Here is a 16993-nt window from a genome sequence, read left to right as displayed (position 1 = left end):
AAAATTAAAAAATAAATATAATTATAATAACGTAAAAAAGAAGAAAATTATTTTATTATAATATATATTTTAATTTATTTTGTTCTATTATCACACATAAACCCTAATATTTAACCTGTTTACATAAATTACTCTGATTTTTTTATATAAAAAAAGGAGAATTAAAATTTTAATTCTCCTTTTTTTAATTCATAGAGTTAGTATGAATACAACATAGGTAACCAATAACCTAATTAACCCAAAATTTCTTTCACTTGTTTATACACATTTTCAGGGGTAAAACCTAGTTTTTGATCTAAAACTGCTGCCGGAGCAGAATATCCAAAAGAATTCATTCCCCAGATTTTCCCATTTTCTCCGACCAATCCTTCAAGAGTAACGGGAAGTCCCGCAGTTAAACCGAATTTCATTTTATTTTTAGGTAAAACCAACTCTTGATAGTCTTTAGGTTGTGATCTGAATAATCCTTCTGATGGTACAGAAACAACTCTTGTTTTTATACCGTCTTTTTTTAGTAATTCAGCCCCCTCCACTAATGTAGAAACTTCTGAACCGGAAGCCAGTAATATTATTTCATACCCCTCATCTTCCTGTATTATGTAAGCTCCCTTAGAAGTTTGTAAGGATTCATTAAATCGATCTTGTTTAGTCGGTAAATCCTTAATATTTTGTCTAGACAAAATCAAAGCTGTTGGAGTATGTGTATTTTCCATTGCTAATTTCCAAGAAACAGTTGTTTCCTGAACATCTGCCGGTCTTAAGACTAACATGGAATTTTTTCCTTTATGGTTTTGCAGTTTTTCCATTAAACGTATTTGTGCTTCTTGCTCCACAGGCTCATGAGTGGGTCCATCCTCTCCCACTCTGAAAGCATCGTGCGTCCAAATGAATTTAACCGGCTGTTCCATTAATGCGGCAACCCTAACTACAGGTTTCATATAATCAGAAAAAACGAAAAAGGTGGCACACGCAGGAATTACTCCTCCATGAAGACTCATTCCCACACATAAACAAGCCATAGTAAATTCAGCTACTCCTGCTTGCAAAAATGCACCTGAGAAGTCGTTTTTGGTAAATGGACGGGTATGCTTTAAGAAGCCATCCGTTTTATCTGAATTTGACAAGTCGGCAGAAGATACAATCATGTTGTCAACTTGTTTAGCTAAAGTTTCCAACACCGTTGAAGATGCTGCTCTTGTAGCAGCATTGGGTTTTTGTGTAATTTCAGACCAATTGATATTTGGTGCAGCACCTGAAAACCATTTTTCCATTTTTTCGGCTAATTCAGGATTTTCTTTTACCCATTGTTCTTTTATTTCTTTTTTATTTTTTACTATTTCTTCTAATTCTTTGGCTCTATTTGTATATAATGCTTGAACTTCAGGAAAAATAATAAATGGGCTATTCGGATCACCTCCTAAATTTTCAATGGTTTTTACTAAACTACCTCCGGCTTCCCCTAATGGTTGACCGTGTGTGGATACTTTATTTTCAAAGGATTGCCCATTAGCATCCATTGCTCCTTTTCCCATGATAGTATTTCCTATGATAAGAGTAGGCCTGTCGTTAACTGCTTTTGCTTCATGTAAGGCTTTACGTATTTCTGAAGGATCATTTCCTTTTATAGTAATTACTTTCCATCCCCAGGCTTCATATTTTGCTGCTACATTTTCTTGATTAACTTCTTTTACTTGAGTAGAGAGTTGTATTCCGTTGGAATCATAAAACATAATCAGATTATCCAACCCTAAATGTCCGGCTATCCTTCCTGCTCCTTGAGATACTTCTTCTTGAATCCCTCCGTCTGAAATAAAGGCATAGATGGTTTGATTCATTAAATTTCCTAATCGAGCTTTCAAAAACTTTGCAGCTATTGCCGCTCCCACAGCATAAGCATGACCTTGTCCTAAAGGTCCGGAAGTATTTTCAACTCCTCTTTCAACATCTAACTCAGGATGTCCCGGAGTAACACTTCCCCATTGACGAAAATTTTTAAGGTCATCCATAGAGTATTTTCCGGCCAATGCCAAAACTGAATATAACATGGGCGACATATGTCCCGGATCCATAAAAAATCGGTCTCTTCCTTCCCATCTGGGATTTTTGGGATCGTATTCCAAAAACTCCGAATATAATATATTAATGAAATCAGCTCCCCCCATGGCTCCTCCCGGGTGGCCTGATTTTGCTTTTTCTACCATTGATGCAGCTAATATTCTAATATTGTCTGCTGCTCTATTTAATGTTTTAATATCAGTCATTGTACTTTATAAAATTTTGGATTCCAAATTTACGCTTTAATTGCACTTACTTCAATTATTCAGAGCAATATTGTGAAAAATTTGATTAATGAATTAATATTATTCTTTTATATAATTTTTAAAAGGGCAAGTTCTGTCTCTATCTGTTCATAGAGACAGATGCTCCATTACCCTTGAAAACTAATTTATATGATCTCTTTGATATTTTCTAAACTCAAGTATTTATTAAATTCTTGATTGTAATGTTTATTATATTCTTGGTTAGGATAATAGATATTCGAAATTTCCATTCCCATTTTGCTCTGCGCTTCGGGTAAATTTTTATACACTCCCGCAACTACAGCAGCACACATGGCAACTCCCAAAGCACATGCCTCACGGGTTGCAATAACTTTAATAGGCATTCCGATAACATCCGACATGACTTGCATTACGTATGGTGATTTTTGAGATATCCCCCCAACGGCAATAATTTCTTTAAGCTTTATTCCGTTGTCAATAAAACGGTCAATAATATTTTTAGCCCCGTAAGCAGTTGCTTCCACTAAGGATTTATAAACTAAAGGAGCTACACTGGATAAAGCTATTCCTGTTATCGTTCCTTTTAATTCATAATCTACATTAGGAGATCTTCTGCCATTGATCCAATCGGTAGATACAATCTGACTGTCTTTGGGAGGTATGATTTTCGCTTGTCTGGCCAAATTAGGAATCATTTCAGCATATACTTCATCTCTTAAACTTTGCCGCGTCTCCGGATCTCCTATATTCGATTTTAGCATTATGTTATCTAAAGGCCACATTAACAATCTCTTAAACCAGGCATATAAATCTCCAAAAGCCGATTGACCTGCTTCGAATCCTACCATACCGGGAAGAATAATGTCATCTGCTTGTTGAGGAATCCCCGGAACTAATTTATTCCCTAAGCTCTTAGGTCCTACGGTAATGGCACAAGTAGAAGTTCCCACAATTTCCACCATAGCTTTATCTTTAACTCCCGCTCCAACCGCACCTGCATGACAATCCAAATTACCAACGGCAATAAGTACATGTTCCGGAAGACCTAATTTATTAGCCCACTCTTTGGTGATCGTTCCCGCGACTTGGTCGCAAGTATATGCTTCTTTGTTAAATGTATCTACTAAGCCATCTAAAGACGGATCCAATGATTTAAAGAATTCATTGGGAGGATATCCCCCCCATTCTTTATTCCACATCACCCGAGATCCGGCTATACCCATTCCTCTTTTTATCTCTTTGGGCTTAGTTAACCCACAAAGTATGGCAGGCAACCAATCACTGGACTCGACGAAAGAATAGGCGGCTTGTCTTATTTCGGGGATCTTAAATATATGTAATGCTTTGGTCCAAAAGTGTTCTGTGGAATAATCACCACAACCGGCAGACTTAGTATAGTCTATATGCCATTTTTTTGCAAAGTCATTCAGATATTCATTTTCTTTTTGTCCTGTGTGATCTTTCCATAAAATAAACATGGCATCAGGATTTTCGGCAAATTCCGGCAACAAAGACAACGGGGTTCCTTCTTTATTTACCGCTACCGGCGTTGAACCGGTCATATCTGTACTGATGGCTTTCACGCGAGCGGCTGCTCCCGGCACTTTATATAAAACATCTTTAACGATATATTCGAGAACTTCGAGATAATCTAAAGGGTGTTGTCTAAATTGGGTCTTTACAGGATTACAATATAATCCTTTTTTCCATCTTGGATATTCTTTGATTGATAAGGCTAATTCTTTTCCGGTTTCTGCATCCATTAAAATTGCTCTTCCGGAATCTGTACCATAATCTAATCCTATTACTAAATTATTGGATAATTGCATTTTTTTGGGTTTAGTTTGAAGTTTTGTTTGATTGGAGACGGCGATCATTATTTTTTTACTATCCTCCGTCTCCGTAATATTATGGTTTTCCAGTTAGCTCTTTTACTTTTTCTAACCGTTTGTATTTTTCATATTCAACATTGTAATGTTGGTGATTTTGTTCGTTAGGATAGTAAATTGTTGAAATTCCCATTCCCATTTTTTCTTGAGCATGTTCCAATTTAGAATAAATTCCGGCGGTTACAGCTGCACACATCGCCACTCCTAAGGCACATGCTTCCCTGGTTGCGATAACTTTTATAGGCTTGCCTAAAACATCTGATAAAATTTGCATAACATAAGGAGACTTTTGGGAAATTCCTCCTACTGCGATAATTTCCTCAATTTCAATTCCATTGTTTATAAATTGTTCTACAATAGCTCTTGAACCGTATGCGGTTGCTTCTACTATGGATTTATATAGTAAAGGAGTACTGCTGGATAATGCCAACCCTGTGATAGTCCCTTTCAATTCATAGTCAACATTGGGCGTCCTTCTTCCATTAATCCAGTCAGTGGCTATAATATGGCTGTCTTTTGCCGGTATAAGTTTTGCTTGTCTGGCCAATTCAGGAATCATTTTATCATAAACTTCCTGAATTACTTTATCTTTTGTTTCTTTATCTATATATTCGATTTTTGCAAATATTTCTCGCAACGGCCACATTAAAACCCTTTTAAACCAAGCATAATAATCCCCGTAAACGGATTGTCCTGCTTCATAACCTACCATTCCGGGAATTATGGAATCATCTGCCTGACCTGATATTCCCGGAATTAACGGGTTATTTTCACTTTTAGGTCCTACAATAATATCGCATGTGGATGTCCCGATAATTTGAACAATGGCTTTATTTTTTACTCCTGCTCCAATTCCTCCTGCATGGGCATCTATATTTCCGGCAGCTACTTTAACGGCTGTGGTTAATCCTAATCTGTTAGCCCATTCTTCTGATAAATTTCCTATCGTTTCTACACAGGTATACACTTTTTTTGAAAAGGTGTCTACAATTCCATCTAAAACGGGATCTAATTCTTTAAAGAATTCATTAGGTGGATATCCTCCCCATTCTTTATTCCATAACACTTTAAATCCGGCTGTACATATATTTCTTTTTAAGTCTTCCGGTTTTTTTACCCCTATTATTAAATTGGAAAGCCAATCACAAGCATCTACAAAAGAATGCCCGATTTCTTTTATTTTGGGATCTTCTCTGAATATGTGAAGAGCTTTAGCCCAAAAATGTTCTGCAGAGTAATTTCCACCTCTTCCTGAATATCGGGTATAATCGGTATGCCATTTTTTGGAAAATTCGTTGATATGTTCGCAATCTTTTATTCCTGTATGATCTTTCCATAAGATAAACATCCCGTTGGGATCATCTAAAAAGTCTTCTCGTAAAGCTAAGGGTGTACCTTCTTTATCTACTACTACCGGAGTAGAGCAGGTAACATCTATTGCTAATGCTTTAACTCTTTCTTTTGCTACCGGAACTGTACTAACTACTTCATTAATTATATATTCTAATACTTCAACATAGTCTAAGGGATGGTGCCTGAATTGGTAATTCACCGGATCGCAGTACATACCTTTTTTCCATCTCGGATATTCTTTTACTGAGAGTGCTAATTCTTCGCCGGTTTCAGCATCCATTAATATGGCTCTTGCTGAATCAGTTCCGTAATCAACACCGATTACTAAATTGTTTGAAATGCTCATCATTTTTTTGTTTATTCATTTGGTTTATAGTAATTATTTGTTTTTTTCTTGTCCATAATAAGCATTCGCTCCATGTTTTCTTTCATAATGTTTATGGATCAATGCTTCTTTCAATCTCGGGGCTTGGGAATTTATTTGCCTTGTTAAATAAGCCATTTTAGCTATATTTTCTAACACCGCACTGTTGTAAACTGCTTTTTCAGCTGTTTTACCCCAGGTGAAAGGCGCATGGCTTCCTACCAATACCATTTCCATCTCTTTATGACTTAATTTTTTTTCTTTAAGAATATTGAGAATCTGGAAACCTGTTTGGTATTCATAGTCTCCTTGGATCATCTCATCACTCATAGGCGGAGCACAAGGTATATCAGAAATGTTATGATCTGCATGGGTTGTACCGAATATGGGAATATCCAATAAAGATTGCGCCCAAGCGGTAGCATAGGTGCTGTGCGTGTGTACAATTGAGTTAACGTCTTTCCAATGCTTGTATAAAACGGCATGAGTGGGTGTGTCTGATGAAGGTCTTAGTTTACCTTCGACCACTTTACCGTCAAAATCAATCAGTACCATGTCATCGACCTTTAACTTTTCATAGGGCACTCCGCTAGGTTTTATAGCAAACACTCCTTGATTCTGATCTGCGACACTTACGTTACCCCAGGTAAATAAAACTAAATTCAATTGGGGTAATAATTTATTGCCTTCGAATGCTTCTTCTTTTATTTGAGCATATTTTTTCATAGCTTTATTTTATATGTGAATATTCTATCAGGTTGCCTAATACCTCTATGCTCGGCAAGACAATATCCAATTCAGGATCAGCTTTTTCTGCATCTTCCAACGTAGCTTCTCCGGTTAGTACCAAAACTCCGAAAGCTCCGGCATTATGAGCCATCATCATATCTGTGTAAATGCGATCTCCTACCATAGCCACTTCATCCGGCTCTAAATTTTTCGCTGACAATATCCCGTCTAACATTTCTTTTTGTGGTTTACCCAACACTATATCCGGTTTTCTTCCCGTTGCGGTTTCTATAGATGAACATATAGAAGCACAATCAACTAAAACTACCGGTTTGTCGGTCGGACAAACTTTATCGGGATTGGTTGCTATATAAATTTTTCCTTGTTTTGCCCACCAAGCTGCTCTGCATAATCTTTCATAATTTAAAGTCATATCAAAAGCAACAATTAAGGCATCGGGCTCATCTTGTGCCGAGTCTTCAGTAGATATATATCCTGCTTTATTGAATTGTTTGATCATACTGGGGGTTCCCAATATGAATAATTTTTTTATTTGGGGATGTTTGGCTTTTAAATAATCTATGGTTGCTACTGCGGATGAGTACATTTCTTCTTCTGAAGCATCAATTCCTAATCCTTCTAATTTTTGCAGGTAGTCTGAAATACTTTTAGACGGATTATTGGTAAGAAATGAATAGCTTATGCCTAATCTTTTAAGCTGATTTAAAAAGCTTACTGTATAGGGGAATAGGGTTGAGCCATTGTAAATAGTTCCATCCATATCAAGAGCTACATGCTTCAGCTTTTTTACTTTTTCTAAAAGAACATTTGAAGTCTTTTTTATATCTGTGATATAATTATTCATACAATTTATATTTAAAAGATATAAAGAATAAACATGTAATCTTTCTATTACATGAATATCCTTTTAATTTATTTTCCTTTTAATGCTCCTTTTTCGCTGAATAATTCTTCAATCCATTGATCAAAATATCCTGCTCTGTAAGCAAAGTCTAAAATTGTATATCTGCTTCGGATTTTATGTGCTCTGTAAAAACTATCTTTGAGTCTTTTTCTGGTAATACCGATTTCTTCCGGTTCAACAGGTGCTCCTACGGCTGCCAATCGTTTTTTTGTTTCCTCAAAAGGTATAACTTGATTTCTTAGTTTTTCTTTTAATTGCGGCCAATTCTTTTTAATTTTATTTAACTGCTCCCTTAATTCCTCTTTGGTAACGTATTTATCTGTAGTTTGAACAACAGCAAATGGATGTATTTCTGTCCCTGCAAACATTTCGTCTATCTCTTTTAATTGAGCTTCCAGGGTCGGCCATTTTTTAACTGCCGCTTCAACATCAAGCCGATCTATAGATTCTTTTAACATAACTTCATACAAAGCGGTAATTGCCAATGTGCCAATACCTACTTTAAATCCATGCGATGGGGCTTGTTCATCTTGATTAGGATATAAACCGAATTTTTTGGCCATTTCTCCTTTGAAGGTGTGATGCTCCATATCCCAAAGATGGCTGAATTGATGTTCTGAACCGGATGCCGGACGGCTTACCCCTGCCCCCCATGATTCCATGGATTGCATGGCGAAACCGCCTAGCATTAATCCTTCTGTTAATAATTCAATGGCTTTTGGATTTCCATTTTTTGCTCCTGTCGGATCTTGCAATGCCTCAGCCAGTCCATCTTGTACTATATTCCATGCACTAGTCATGGGCTCAATACCTTTTTTAGGATGATTGGGATCGGCTAATTCTGCAGCTAAAATCCAATCTGCTCCGGATACTACTTTAGCATATAAATCGGCATATCCGGAAGCGGTCATCAAAGGGGGAGCAGCAGCAATAATATCAATATCAGCTACTAAGGCTTGGGGAGCTTCACAGGCATGAGTGATTTTAGCTCCTTTGTTGGTTATGGATGCACCTGCTGAAGAATATCCATCCATGGATGCGGCAGTAGCAACACACATATACGGTCGTTTTAGTTCGGAACTTGCTCGTTTCGTTAGATCGTTTATAACTCCTGAACCAACCGCAATAGGTGTTACGTCTTTATCTTTTAAATAATCTCTTATTTTCTCTACAAATATATAATCTGCATATAAATTAGGATCATCTAAAATATACGGTTCTTCTCCTTCCAATCCGGCTTTTTGTAATGCTTCATGAACTTTTTTTCCTGCTACTCTATAGGTGTTAGGATCTGCTATAATAATTGCTTTTTTTCCGGGAAATTGTTCCTTAAATATTTGAGGTACATCCTTTAAGATATTGGATTCTATTTCTAGAAACTTTGTTTCAGTAGCTTGTTTTAAAGCTGATTTAATGCTTTCTTTAGACATTTTATTTTTTATTTTTTGTGGTTTGTGATTGATATGGTCTCTTATTAAGTTTTAAAGTTTTTTAGAGTCTTCTAAAAACTTGGCTAATCCAATATCTGTTAATGGGTGTTTTAGTAAATCAAGTATGGGAGCTAAAGGAGAAGTAATCACATCAGCTCCTATTTTCGCACAATTGATAATGTGCATGGAAGATCGTATGGATGCGGCTAGTATTTGGGTAGAATAACCGTAGTTATCGTATATTTCTCTTATTTCAGCTATCAGGTTTAAACCGTCTGTTGATATATCATCTAATCTTCCTATAAAGGGAGATACATAGGTAGCTCCTGCTTTTGCCGCAAGAAGTGCCTGACCGGGTGAGAAAACTAAGGTACAATTAGTTTTAATTCCTTTACTTGAAAAATATTTAATGGCTCTTATCCCATCATGGATCATAGGAACTTTAACAGTTATTTGCTTATCAATTTCTGCTAATTCTTTTCCTTCTTTAATGATTCCTTCGTAATCGGTTGAAAGTACTTCTGCACTTACATCTCCATTTACGATTTCACATATTGCTTTATAATGAGCATATATGCTGTCCTTTCCGGTTATTCCAACTTTTGCCATAATGGAAGGGTTTGTGGTAACTCCATCAAGAACTCCTAGATCCTGAGCTTTTTTAATTTGCTCTAAATCTGCTGTATCAATGAAAAATTTCATTTTTTTTATTTTTTATGGTTTTATAATTGATTTGATTGTTTTAAAACATATTGTCCGGTTTTTATTTTAATTAAAATAATCTTTAACTAATAAGTACAGTCCTGCAGCAAGTAATCCCCCTACTATTGGAGCAATGGAAGCGTACACAATTCCATACCCCCAATCACTATCTCCTTTGCCTTTTAATGGGAGGATTTGATGAACTAATCTAGGCATTAGATCTCTGGCAGGGTTTAAAGACCATCCGGTAACCCCTCCGTAAGCCATACCGATTGCAAATATCATAAATCCGGCAGGTAATGCTCCTAAAGATCCGAATCCTACCATCGAATGAGTAAATTGAGGAATACCTGTTGAATTTTCAATAATTACTCCTCCGTGATTAGCACTCATGGATAATCCTATAAATACTAAGAAAAAAGTACCTATGGCTTCAGATGAAAAATTCTGAATTGAGTTATTTTTTCTAATAGATGCATTGGTTGCAAAAACGCTTAAAAGTTTACTTGGATCTGAAGAAGTAGCAGTTAAATGACCTCTATATACAAAAGAAACAAGTAGAGCCCCTAAAAAACAACCGATAAATTGTGCTGTTATATACGGAAGAACAAATTTAGGATCTAAAACTCCTGCAGCCCATTGTGCTATGGTAACTGCCGGATTAAAATGCCCACCCGTATCAAATGGTGAAGAAATAATTACCGACATAGCTACAGCAAAACCCCAGCCAAGTGGCCCGCTTAATGCTGCCTTATTACCTTCTCCGTATGATTTGTCTAAGGTAAGATTCATGCTAATCCCACATCCTAAGGCTATTAATGAAAAAGAACCTAGTAATTCTCCTATAAATTTTGTTGCAACGACTGAATCCATAATCTTTAATTTTAGTTTTGATTTGTAATTTAATTTTATTGAATTTTTGTTTTACATAATTAAAACGTAACAAATGTATTTACTAAATCGAAACTAAACAATAATAAAACAAAATTTTTTTTTATAAATATTAAAATTATTTTAGCATAAAAATAGATTAAAAAGAATTTATTTATTATCTTTGTTGTTGATTGACAAATATTTATATATAAGTTTAACTATTTTCCAAATCGAAACTAATTACATTACCCTCTTCTGACAATTTAAATATTTTCGTAAATTTGATGCATAAAGCATTACATTTAATTTCGTCCATGTCATTATATATCAACCTATGAAGAACAATAACATAAATAATATAAGACAACAGGAAATTTTAGAAGAATTAAATTTCAATCATTATGTTTCTGTAACAGACCTTTGTAAAAAATTAAATGTGTCTGCCGTTACAATTAGAAAAGATTTGACTCATCTGGAGAAGATCGGTAAATTATACAGAACCCACGGCGGAGCAACTCGAGAATCTTTTATTGTTAAGGAAAGACATGTTAATAAAAAGGAAACGCTACAGGTTGAAGAGAAATCGAAAATAGCCAAAACGGCTCTTAATTTTATTGAAGATAATGATTTTATTACGATTTCATCAGGAACTACCACACAAATGGTTGCTCAGGTAATTGAAAATAATTATACTAAGTTAACCATTCTTACTTCTTCTTTAAAATCGGCTATGCTATTATACGGCAATCCAAATTTTGATGTAATACAACTGGGAGGAGACGTTCGAACTAAGTCCGGGTCTGTTATGGGTCCTTATGCGGAATTAATGATCAGTAATTATTCTTGCAGTAAACTTTTTATTGGCGGTGATGGGGTCGATTTTGATTTTGGACTTTCTACTTCAAGTACTATGGAGGCTAAAATGAATCAATTGATGATTCAAAATTCCGAAAAGGTTATTGTTTTAGCAGATTCTACCAAAATTAGTAAAAGGGGATTTGGTAAAATAACTGATTTGGATAAAATACATGTCTTAATTACCGATGAAGGCATTAAAAAAAGAGATGTTGAAAGATTCGAAGATTTAGGTATTGAAGTTGTAATTGCACGATAAAATAAACCGGCTTTACTATCAATATTTAGGTTAGGATATTATGGAATTATCTGAATCTTTGACATCATAATCTCCAATTTTCTCCCTTCGCAATTTAGTCAAATACCCTCCAACGCCTAAGCTTTGTCCAAAATCGTGAGCTAATGAACGGATATAGGTCCCTTTACTGCAATGGACTAAAAATTCTACATAAGGCAGATTAATGTTAGTGATTTTAAAATCGTAAATGGAAATTTCACGAGAAGGAACTTCAATAGCTATTTCTTTCCTTGCAAATTCATACAATCTTTTCCCATCTTTTTTTAAAGCAGAAAATACCGGAGGTTTTTGACTAATGGATTCCCCTATGAAATCTTGTACTGCCTCTTCAATATCTTTTATTTGTAAATGATTGTATTCTTTGGGATTAAACTCTTCTGTTTCTAAGTCATAGGAAGGAGTTTCTACTCCTAATTTAATTTCTCCGGAATAGATCTTGGATGCATCTTGAATTTGTTGTATTTGTTTGGTTGATTTACCAACGCATACAATTAATAAACCAGTTGCTTTGGGATCTAATGTTCCCGCATGACCTACTTTGATTTTCTTTAAATTAAATTGCTTTTTTATTTTCCATTTAATTTTATTTACTATATCAAATGAAGTCCAATCTAACGGCTTATCTATTAAAAATATTTTACCTTCCAGTAATTCATCTAAATCCATTCATTCATAAATTTAAAAGCAAATATAAACAACTAATATTTTAAGTCCATTTTTGAATATTGAAAAATATCGTAATTTTGCAAAAAGCAAATCAACCTTGTTGCTTCTATTTTTTATAGAAGAGGAAAGTCCGGACACCAAAGGATATCACAGCGGGTAATGCCCGTCCATCGTAAGATGAGGACCAGTGCAACAGAAAGGAAGTACAGTTCGGCTGTAGTGAAATCAGGTAAACTCTGTGAGGTGCAATGCTATGTATACCGGATTTATAAGGGCTATCCGTCCGATGCCGGGGGGTAAGCAGATTGAAATAAGGAGTAATTCTTATTCTAGATAAATAACAAGGCTTTTCAGTAATGAAAATGACAAAATCCGGCTTATTGATTTGCTTTTTTTTTATTTGTATATATATAAAATAAGCATGGATTTTATCCTATCCATTCATTGACATGTTCCCCTAATCCCATACTTATAGCCTTTGCTGATATGGTAAATGTTTCTGTAATCGAGGATCTACCTAATCCTAAGGAATCAAATTTTTCTTTATATTTTACTACATAACCGTCTGTAAAATTTAATTCTTTTAAGGGGGTGTTAGAATCCTTTTTTGTAAAGACTACTTTGCCATTTTTCTTTTCATAGCTATTAGTCATCCATTCAAAAAAACGAGTTTCATTAGTTGATCTTAAAGTTATCTCAATTCTTCCTCCTCTAATTTGTGCTGATGGTCGCCCGGTTGGATCTGTTTCTTGCGCTAATGAATAATTTACATTGATAATATTATATTTTCTTCCGGCTACCTCTAATCGTGCTCTAAATGACATAATAATAATGATTTTTAGTGAATTTTTCAAATTTTACAAATTTACGTATTTGAAAGTATATAGTATTTTTCCATTAGTTAAATGCTTGTTAAAAATAAATAGCCTTATTTTGACTAACTTTATCTCTATATCATAATAATATATGGAAATTAATTTTCATACTGTTCTATATTTTAGCAACTATTTATAACAATAAAAAAAAGAGATATTATAAATATCTCTTTTTTTTATAATTTAAATTTTTCCTAATTATTTCTCAATTAAAACATTTCCTGTCATTTCTGAAGGAATCGGTAAGCCCATTAATGTTAGAATAGTAGGTGCTATATCTCCTAGTTTACCTTGTTTTAAATTGTATTTTTGATTATCAACTACAATTAAAGGGACTAAATTAGTAGTATGTTGAGTATTTGGTGAGCCGTCTTCGTTCTTCATTTTGTCAGAATTTCCGTGATCTGCAATAATCAGAGTTGTATATCCGTTTTCTAACGCTGCTTTACAAATATCTCCGGCACATTCATCTACTACTTCTGCCGCTTTAACTGCTGCTTCAAATACTCCGGTATGACCTACCATATCCGCATTAGCAAAATTGAGACATACAAAATCCACTTCTTTTTTTTCAAGTTCGGGAATAATAGCATCTCTTATATCATATGCAGCCATTTGTGGTTTTAAATCATATGTTGGCACATCTTTAGGAGATGGGGCTAAAATTCTTTTTTCATTTTCAAATACTTTTTCTTCTCCTCCTGAAAAAAAGAATGTCACATGTGGATACTTTTCGGTTTCGGCAATTCTGATTTGTTTTAGAGCAGCATTTGCTATCACTTCACCGATTGTATTTTTAATCGTATCTTCTTTGAATATGACATGAATGTTTTTGAATGTTTCATCATATTCCGTCATAGTAACGAAATATAAATCCAATTTTTTAATTCCAACTTCCGGATGGTCATGTTGAGATAAAACATCCACTATTTCTCTCGGTCTGTCGGTACGGAAATTAAAACAGATCACCACATCTCCTTCTTGTATTTTGGCTACCGGATTGTTATTTTCAGTTACCACGATAGGCATAAGAAACTCATCGGTAATTCCGTCTTCATACGATTGCTGTATAGCTTGTAAAGGATCTTCTGTTTTATTTCCTTCAGCATTTACCATTACATCATAAGCTATTTTAACTCTTTCCCAACGTTTGTCTCTATCCATAGCATAGTATCTGCCTACAATAGAAGCTAATTTTGCATTGTTATCTTTGCAAAATTCGATCGTATCTTTTATAAAACCTTTACCACTTTGCGGATCGCAATCTCTCCCATCGGTAAAAGCGTGTACAAAAACATTAGGTACATTCGAGGAGTTTGCCGCTTCTACTAGTGCTTTTAAATGGCTTATATGTGAGTGAACACCTCCGTTGGATACTAACCCGATGAAGTGTACCGGTTTATTATTTTGTTTAGCATACTCAAATGCTTTTTTTAATTCTTCTTCATTTCCTAAGGTTCCGTTTTCTACGGCTAAATTAATCTTCGTCAAATTTTGATAAACCACTCTTCCTGCACCTAAATTCATATGCCCAACTTCTGAATTTCCCATTTGTCCTTTAGGTAATCCAACATCCAATCCATAAGTTACTAAAGTGGTATTGGAATATTTTCGAAAACAGCTGTCCATAAAAGGTGTATGAGCATGGTCAATAGCAGATACACTTTTATCTGTGGCTATTCCCCATCCATCCAGAATCATTAAGATTACTTTTTTATTCATAATTTATTATTTTTTTGTAAAATTAATCTATTTTTATGCGTATTTTTAATTTTAAAGTTACTGAATTTTTATGATTTTTGTTGAATAGATATCGATAATCCATTCTTTTTTCTAATAAAAAAAGACTTGGCAATCAAGTCTTTTATATATTTAATAATTCATGATCTAGCGTTTATTCAACGGTAACAGATTTTGCTAAATTTCTAGGCTGATCTACATTAACCCCTCGTAATACAGCTATGTAATATGCTAACAATTGTAAAGGTATAACGGATAATAGCGGAGTAAAGCATTCTGAAACATCAGGAATTTCAATGGCTTCGGTTACCATATCTTTAACTACGGTATCGCCTTGGGTAACAATTGCAATTACTTTACCTTTTCTTGAATTAATTTCCTGTATATTACTTACAATCTTTTCATAATACCCTTTTTTAGGTGCAATGACAACAACCGGCATATTTTCATCAATTAATGCTATAGGCCCGTGTTTCATTTCTGCTGCCGGATATCCTTCTGCATGAATATAGGATATTTCTTTTAATTTTAAAGCACCTTCTAAGGCGATAGGATAATTATAACCTCTACCTAAATATAAGAAGTTTCCTGCTCCAACATATTGCTCAGCTATCTTTTTAATTTGATTTTCTGTATTTTTGATCACTTCTGCTACCCTTTCCGGTATAGTTTCCAACTCTATGATTAGACTGTTGAATCGTTCTTTACTTATGGTACCTTTGTGTTTAGCTAATTTAAGTGCTATCATTGCTAATAGGGCAAGTTGAGCAGTAAATGCTTTAGTGGAAGCAACACCAATTTCCGGACCTGCATGAGTATAAGAACCGGCATCAGTTAAACGTGCTATTGAAGAGTCGATAACATTACAAATACCGTAAATAAATGCTCCTTTTTCTTTTGCTAATTTTAATGCTGCAATAGAATCTGCTGTTTCTCCTGATTGAGATATTGCAATAACGATATCTTTATCTGTTATTATCGGGTTTCTATATCTAAATTCAGAGGCATACTCTACTTCAACCGGTATTCTGGCTAAATCTTCAATAAGATATTCTCCTACTAACCCGGCATGCCAAGAAGTTCCACATGAAATAATTATAATTCTTTCTGCATTTAAAAATTTTTCTTGATAATCCCAAATTCCCGCCATTTGAATTATGTCTTCATTTACTAATAACCTTCCCCGCATAGTATCCATAATAGATCTGGGTTGTTCGTGGATTTCTTTTAGCATGAAATGCTCATAACCTCCTTTTTCAATTTTTTCTAAACTCGTTTTTAGTTCATGAATTTGGGGATTCACTTTTGAGTTATCTTTTATTTTATATACATCTACTCCTTTTAGAGTTATAGTCGCCATTTCTCCGTCTTCAAGATAAACAACTTCATTGGTAAACTCAATGAAAGGAGAAGCATCTGAAGCTATGAAGTATTCATTTTCACCTATACCAATTGCTAAAGGGCTACTTAATCTTGCTACTACGATTTCTTGCGGTTGGTCTACTTCCATAACTGCTATGGAATAAGCACCTACAACTTCATTTAAAGCATATCTGACAGCTGTTGATAAATCCACGTTTTGTGTCTCTTGCATAAACTGTATCAAGTTCACTAATACTTCTGTATCGGTTTCACTTTTAAAAGTATATCCTTTAGAGGTCAGCATTATTTTTAAAGTTCCATAATTCTCAATAATACCGTTGTGAATAATTGCTAATTTTCCATTATTTGATATATGAGGATGTGCATTTATGTCACTAGGAACCCCATGGGTGGCCCATCTTGTATGTCCTATTCCTACGGTTGCTTCTGAATTTAAATCTTTACATTTAGCTATTAAATCGGATACTGAACCTTTTGTTTTTCTTAATTCAAAGGCTCCGTTTTCATTTAAAACTATGCCCGCACTATCATAACCTCTATATTCTAACCTTTTTAAACCGTTTAATATGATGGGTAAGGCTTTTTTATTTCCAATATATCCAGTTATTCCACACATAATTTAATGTTTT

The 16993-nt window shown here is 34.5% G+C and carries 13 protein-coding genes and 1 other RNA gene; 2 read left to right on the top strand and 12 right to left on the bottom strand.

The window, feature by feature from the left end; genetic code table 11:
* Positions 1-233: 233 nt before the first annotated feature.
* The 8 genes from GYM72_RS02745 to GYM72_RS02710 form a co-directional block, all read right to left on the bottom strand.
* The gene (locus GYM72_RS02745) at positions 234-2261 is read right to left on the bottom strand and encodes a transketolase (protein WP_220264625.1); all 2028 of its coding nucleotides are present in this window, start codon (positions 2259-2261) and stop codon (positions 234-236) included.
* Between the two features lie 185 nt (positions 2262-2446).
* A complete protein-coding gene (locus GYM72_RS02740) occupies positions 2447-4159 on the bottom strand; it encodes a ribulokinase (RefSeq protein WP_220264624.1) in 1713 nt (570 codons plus the stop codon).
* Positions 4160-4190: 31 nt separating this feature from the next.
* The gene (locus tag GYM72_RS02735) at positions 4191-5870 is read right to left on the bottom strand and encodes a ribulokinase (RefSeq protein WP_220264623.1); all 1680 of its coding nucleotides are present in this window, start codon (positions 5868-5870) and stop codon (positions 4191-4193) included.
* 33 nt (positions 5871-5903) lie between these two features.
* Positions 5904-6614 (bottom strand): L-ribulose-5-phosphate 4-epimerase, encoded by a 711-nt coding sequence (locus GYM72_RS02730; protein WP_220264622.1) that lies wholly within the window; start codon positions 6612-6614, stop codon positions 5904-5906.
* 4 nt (positions 6615-6618) lie between these two features.
* Positions 6619-7482: an HAD-IIA family hydrolase gene (locus GYM72_RS02725; RefSeq protein WP_160543054.1), complete on the bottom strand. Its 864-nt coding sequence runs from the start codon at positions 7480-7482 to the stop codon at positions 6619-6621.
* 68 nt (positions 7483-7550) lie between these two features.
* Positions 7551-8972: a sn-glycerol-1-phosphate dehydrogenase gene (locus GYM72_RS02720; RefSeq protein ID WP_220264621.1), complete on the bottom strand. Its 1422-nt coding sequence runs from the start codon at positions 8970-8972 to the stop codon at positions 7551-7553.
* A gap of 51 nt (positions 8973-9023) precedes the next feature.
* The gene (gene fsa, locus GYM72_RS02715) at positions 9024-9674 is read right to left on the bottom strand and encodes a fructose-6-phosphate aldolase (RefSeq protein WP_160543052.1); all 651 of its coding nucleotides are present in this window, start codon (positions 9672-9674) and stop codon (positions 9024-9026) included.
* Positions 9675-9740: 66 nt separating this feature from the next.
* The gene (locus GYM72_RS02710; protein ID WP_220264620.1) at positions 9741-10547 is read right to left on the bottom strand and encodes an MIP/aquaporin family protein; all 807 of its coding nucleotides are present in this window, start codon (positions 10545-10547) and stop codon (positions 9741-9743) included.
* A 334-nt stretch (positions 10548-10881) separates the two neighbouring features.
* Here GYM72_RS02710 and GYM72_RS02705 point away from each other — a divergent pair, with 334 nt between their 5' ends.
* Positions 10882-11661 carry a DeoR/GlpR family DNA-binding transcription regulator gene (locus tag GYM72_RS02705; protein ID WP_220264619.1) on the top strand — a complete coding sequence of 260 codons (780 nt, stop codon included), beginning with the start codon at positions 10882-10884 and terminating at the stop codon, positions 11659-11661.
* 30 nt (positions 11662-11691) lie between these two features.
* Here GYM72_RS02705 and truB read toward each other — a convergent pair whose 3' ends face one another.
* Positions 11692-12366 carry a tRNA pseudouridine(55) synthase TruB gene (truB, locus tag GYM72_RS02700; protein ID WP_220264618.1) on the bottom strand — a complete coding sequence of 225 codons (675 nt, stop codon included), beginning with the start codon at positions 12364-12366 and terminating at the stop codon, positions 11692-11694.
* A gap of 83 nt (positions 12367-12449) precedes the next feature.
* Here truB and rnpB point away from each other — a divergent pair.
* Positions 12450-12762: RNase P RNA component class A (rnpB, locus tag GYM72_RS02695), an RNA gene on the top strand.
* Positions 12763-12794: 32 nt separating this feature from the next.
* Here the strand turns inward: rnpB and tssD are convergent.
* The 3 genes from tssD to glmS form a co-directional block, all read right to left on the bottom strand.
* Positions 12795-13190, bottom strand: coding sequence for a type VI secretion system tube protein TssD (gene tssD, locus GYM72_RS02690; protein ID WP_160543050.1), 396 nt, complete (start codon positions 13188-13190; stop codon positions 12795-12797).
* A gap of 249 nt (positions 13191-13439) precedes the next feature.
* Positions 13440-14963: a 2,3-bisphosphoglycerate-independent phosphoglycerate mutase gene (gpmI, locus tag GYM72_RS02685; protein ID WP_220264617.1), complete on the bottom strand. Its 1524-nt coding sequence runs from the start codon at positions 14961-14963 to the stop codon at positions 13440-13442.
* A 172-nt stretch (positions 14964-15135) separates the two neighbouring features.
* Positions 15136-16980: a glutamine--fructose-6-phosphate transaminase (isomerizing) gene (glmS, locus tag GYM72_RS02680; RefSeq protein ID WP_220264616.1), complete on the bottom strand. Its 1845-nt coding sequence runs from the start codon at positions 16978-16980 to the stop codon at positions 15136-15138.
* Positions 16981-16993: the final 13 nt, after the last annotated feature.

The sequence above is a fragment of the Apibacter sp. ESL0404 genome (assembly GCF_019469245.1).
Taxonomy (GTDB): Bacteria; Bacteroidota; Bacteroidia; order Flavobacteriales; family Weeksellaceae; genus Apibacter.
This window is presented reverse-complemented; position numbering and strand designations above follow the sequence as displayed.